Annotated in this window: 2 protein-coding genes; one reads left to right on the forward strand and one right to left on the reverse strand. The window is 71.2% G+C overall.

The annotated features are described in order from the left end of the window. Positions 1–295: 295 nt before the first annotated feature. Complete coding sequence (locus ABTZ43_RS17000; RefSeq protein WP_502885432.1) at positions 296–3,991, reverse strand: AAA family ATPase; 3,696 nt, start codon at positions 3,989–3,991, stop codon at positions 296–298. A gap of 210 nt (positions 3,992–4,201) precedes the next feature. On the opposite strand from ABTZ43_RS17000, the gene ABTZ43_RS17005 reads away from it, so the two are divergent. Next, positions 4,202–4,717, forward strand: coding sequence for a methylated-DNA--[protein]-cysteine S-methyltransferase (locus ABTZ43_RS17005; RefSeq protein WP_350539624.1), 516 nt, complete (start codon positions 4,202–4,204; stop codon positions 4,715–4,717). Positions 4,718–4,777 lie beyond the last annotated feature (60 nt).

Consider the following 4,777-nt stretch of genomic DNA (forward strand, 5'->3'; position numbering starts at 1 on the left):
GCGACAACCGCGGCATCGACCTCGGCTCGTTCGCGTCGCTCGGCGATGCGCGTGACGCTCTCGACGGGCAGATCCCCGTCGAAGTCCGCCCGTGGCCTGCATCAGACGATCGTCGTTCGGACCGGCGGGTCGCGCATCGGCACGCACCCGGCGTGCGACGAAGGCCGGGGACTGCGCGGCACCCACCGCGGATCCCTCAGGATCGGTGTCGGTGCCGTCGACGGGGGTGAGCCTCGCGCGGCGAGATCCCGGCACCCGCACGACCTGCTGCCGTGCGGGGAGGGGTTCGCGCTCGTCAGTCATGCTGCGGATCGATGAGATCGATCGGCTGCGTGTCGTTCTCGGCTCGGGCGGCGGATGCCGAGATGCCCAGCACCTCGCCGATCCGTGCGGCTGCGGTCACCGGGTCGCTGTAGAGGTCGAAGGCGTGCACGCGCACGTAGTGCCAGCCGAGACGGCGCAGGACATGCGGGCGCAGACGCAGGGTTTCGCGCAGCGACTCGCCGCGGGACTCCGGATCGGGCTCGATGACCACGGCCTTGCCGCCGTACTGGGCCACGAGCGGCAGCAGCCCGCGATAGTCCACGTCGACCGCGGCGCCCAGACGGCGCAGCTCCCTGGCGAGCGCCAACGTGAGCGGATCCGCGAGATCTTCCAGACGGGCGTCCCTGCCTCGGGCGGCGAGCCCCCCGAGGATCGACATCAGCGTGGCGGCTCCGTGCTCGAGTCGCCCGTCGTCGAACGACGACGGGCGGATCGACGAGACGATGACCATGGATCGCCGGGCCCGCGTCATACCGACGGTGAGCAGTCGTTCACCGTCGGGAGTGGAGAGGTCGCCGAAGTCGCTCAGCACGCGGCCGTGCTTGGTGAGTCCGAATCCGAGCGAGAAGATCACCCGATCGCGGCTCTCGGCGACCGACTCCTCGAGAGTGAGCACGGAGAAGGGCTCCGCGGTGTCGCGACCGACGAAGTCCGCGACGTCGGAGCGACCGGCGAACGCCGACGTGACCGCTGCGCGCACGCGCTCGGCATGCCGACGGCTGGCCGTGACGACCATGAGCGATTCATCCGGACGGTGCACGGCATGCTCGACGACCAGGGTGACCACACGGGCGACCTCGGCCTCAGGACTCTCGACAGCACCGGAGATCGGGTCGGGCGCGCCGGTGCCGCCCTCCACGTAGTCCACGGTGAGGCTGCCGCGACCGAGATAGGACCCGGCCCAGGGCAGAGAGACGATCTCTCCCCCGTAGAACGCGTCGTTGATGAGCTCGGCGAGGTCTTCGCCACCCGCGCGATAGCTGCGGGTCAGCGTCATGACAGGCAGCAGCTCGGACAGACGCTCGAAGGCCGAGACGGAGTCGAAGGGAACCTCGTGCTCCCATTCGTCGCCCGGATCGACCGCGACGTGGAACGGGGTCGGGAGCTGGGTGACGGGGTCGCCGAAGGCGACCACCTGACGTGCCCTGCGGATCGCCGGGGCGGCCTCGGCGAGGTTGATCGCGGCGGCGTCGACGAGCAGCACGGCGTCGAAGTCGACGGAGTCCGGGATCTGCGGGACCAGATAGGGCGAGGAGATCCAGACCGGCGCGAGCACGTCGACCAGTGTCGGCGCGGAGCTCACGATCTCGGCGGTCGTCGTCGCGGGCTGCTTCAGCGCCCGCCGCAGGTTCTGCGATTCCTGGGGCTCGTCGACGATCGCGATCTTCCACTGGTTCGCCAGCTGCCAGGCCAGCAGCGGGCCCGCCATGGCGGCATGCGCCTCGTCGACGAGACGGAAGTCGCGCTCGAGCCTGTCGACCACGGCCGTGTTGGCGCCGAGCAGCGCGCGGTCGTCCTGCAGCGCGCGCTCGAGGAGTGTCTGCCACCACGCGAACTCGAGCTCGTCTCCCACGCGCGCCTCGGCGACGTGGCGCACCGAGAGCTCGGCCAGCAGCGGCTCGAGCCCGAGATCGGCGAGACGGTCGCGCAGCTGCGCCCGCTCGACGAGGTTGTCGAACACGTCGGACTTCGCCGCGAGACCGGCGAGGGTGCGCACCAGACGCGCGACCGGAAGCGTCGCCAGCGGCTCGCGGCGTCCGAGCGCCACGTCGAGCTCGGCGAGCTCCGCCGTCACGCGCTGCCACGCGGAGTACACGTCGGCGAGTCCGAGCGGGACCTCGGGGGCGACGCCCGCCTCGACGCACCGCTGCCACTGGGTGCGCTGGGCCTGGATGCGGAGCAGGGAGTCGTGCATCTCGGTGACATGCACCCCTGGGCGCACGTACTCCTTGGCGAGGCGACGGAGTCGGCGGCGGTTCGCTCCGGACATGTTGGGAGCATCCCGCCGGGACCCGTGGGCCTGGATGAGCTCGCCCAGCGGTCGCTCGAACACGGTCGGGCTGAACCGATCGAGGGAGTCGCGGATCCCCTGCAGCAGTCGCAGGTACTCCCCCAGCTCGTCGATCGTCGAGAACGGGCGCATGTGCGTCTGCGAGATCAGCGCGTAGCCGCGCTCCAGGAGCGCCGGAACGCTGTCGGCGTGCAGGCGACCGGCGAGCTGATGAGCCGATCGTGCGGCCTCCGTGCTCGAGAAGGTCACGCCGTACCACGGGGAGTCGTCGGGGCCGAAGCGGAACTCTCCGAGACGCGCTGCCTGCGCGAGAGCGGATGCCGCCGCCGAGCGGTCGTCGGCCAGCGTGCGCAGCGTCTCGGTGCTCAGACGCGCGGTCGTCGAGGGCGGCGTGGCGAGCGAGGCCAGCTTGGTCAGGTGACGCGTGGCGTCGAGCACCGATGAGCCGGTGCCTGCCACCGGGGCGGTGAGCGCATGACGGTAGTCGCGCAGAACCGTGCGCAGTCGCACGAGCGCGTCGTCGACGTCGCTCACCTTCGGCGCCGTGGCCTTCTCGTTGCGGCCGATCGCCCGCACGAGATCACGGCGGACGCTCGCCGGCGACACCGCGAGGCTGTCGAGGCCGATGCCGGCGAGGCGATGACGCACGCCGTCGAGGGTCGATCGTCGCGCGGAGACCACGAGCACGCGCTTGCCGCCGCGCACGAGCTCACCGAGCGCGTTGATCACGGTCTGGGTGCCGCCCGTGCCCGGAAGCGTGGCCACGGTCAGCGAGTGACCGGCGGCGATCCTGGCGAGGACGGCCTCCTGCTCGGCATCCGCATCGAGCAGCAGGTTGTCGGATGCCGGTGCGCGGTCGTCCGGTCCGGTGTGGTGAGGCGCGGGTCGGCGTGCGGAGACCTGCTCACGGTCGCCGACGTGGCCGGCGAGGGCGTTGAGCACGATGTGGTCGAGGCTGCCCCCGTCACGCGACATCGCACCGCCGACATCGGCGAACGTCGAGACGACGAGTCGGGGCAGCACCGTGAAGGTGTCGATCGAGCGGGTCGTGGCCCGGAGGCTGTCGATCACGGGCTGCGGTTTGAAGATCCCGCCGTCGTAGGCGAGCGACGCGAGGGCCGCGGCATCGATCGTGATGCCGAAGTGCTCCCGCGCGATGCGGACGAGCTCGGGGTTGACCTCGAACGCGCCCTGCAGCTTGAGCTCGAAGTCGGAGTGGTGGCGCCGGATCGCCAGAGGGCGCAGCAGCACGGGAGCGGCGAAATCCGCGCCCCCGATGCGCCAGCCCGCGACGCCGACCGCGAGGTGCACGGCTTCGATCCCGCGGACCGTGCGCAGCTCGGTGTTCTTGGCGGTGATCCGCTCGGCGGCGAGCCTGGCCGTGCGCAGACCCACCTCGTCGCGGAAGAGATTGGAGAGGAGGGTCGATCTCCCGGTGATGAACTGCGGCAGGCTGCCCGGATGCGCCTTGGAGATGTCGATGCTCGACTCGACCGTGTCGCGGAAGTTCACCAGAGGCGAGGAGCCGCCCAGATCGGCGGCCTCGGCACGCAGTCGGGTCCGTGCGGCCTCCGCCGCATGCGCGATTCCGGAGACGGGTGCGGAGCCGAGGGGCGCGCCCAGGGTCACCGAGGCATCGATCGCTGCGTCATCCACAGCCTTGCCTTCACGTCGCCACACACCTCACACCCTAAGCGCGACACGCTCGCGAGGCTGTATCCCTGGCGGGTTTCACCGTATTTCCGCAGTCGTCGCGCACCGCTGCAGCACCGCACTCCTCCTGCACGGGTTCACGAGGAACGCTGAGCCTCCCCCGCTCCCGTGATCCGGCCGCGTGCTCGAAGGCCGGGGCGTCAGTATGGGAGCATGACCTTCCGCTACGACTTCGCCCCCACCCCGTTCGGGGATGCGCTCGCGGTGTTCTCCGACGACGGCATCGTCCGGTTCGACCTCTCGGAGTCCGAAGACCCCTCGGTCCCCTGGCTTCTCGAGAACGTCTCGCATCGTCTGGGCGCCGTGCCGGAACCGGCGCCCGGCGCCGCCGACGATCTCTCCGCCCTGCTCGACGACTACTTCGACGGAGTCGCCGTGCGCTTCGACGAGCAGCTCACCTGGGACTGGCGGCTGGCCGACGGGTTCGCGCGCGCAGCCCTGCAGACCATCGCGACGATCGAGTGGGGCGAGACGATGAGCTACGGCGAGGTGGCGGCGCTCGCGGGTCACCCGGGGGCGGCACGGGCGGTGGGCACCGCCTGCCGCAACACCCCGTTCTCGATCATCGTCCCCGTGCACCGGGTCGTCCGATCCGACGGCTCGCCGGGGCACTACGGCGCGCATCCCGAACGCAAGCGCTTCCTGCTCGATCTCGAGACGGCGCGGTGACGACGACGTGGGGGCCCCCGGGGTTGGCGGGGGGGGGGCCCGGGCCCGGCCCCCCCCCCC

Origin of the sequence: Microbacterium sp. NPDC097977 (assembly GCF_040302605.1) — a bacterium.
Lineage (GTDB): Bacteria > Actinomycetota > Actinomycetes > Actinomycetales > Microbacteriaceae > Microbacterium.

What these genes read in the sequence shown, in the direction of transcription:
- ABTZ43_RS17005 (WP_350539624.1), top strand. Translation starts at nt 4,202, where the DNA reads ATGACCTTCCGCTACGACTTCGCCCCCACCCCGTTCGGGGATGCGCTC.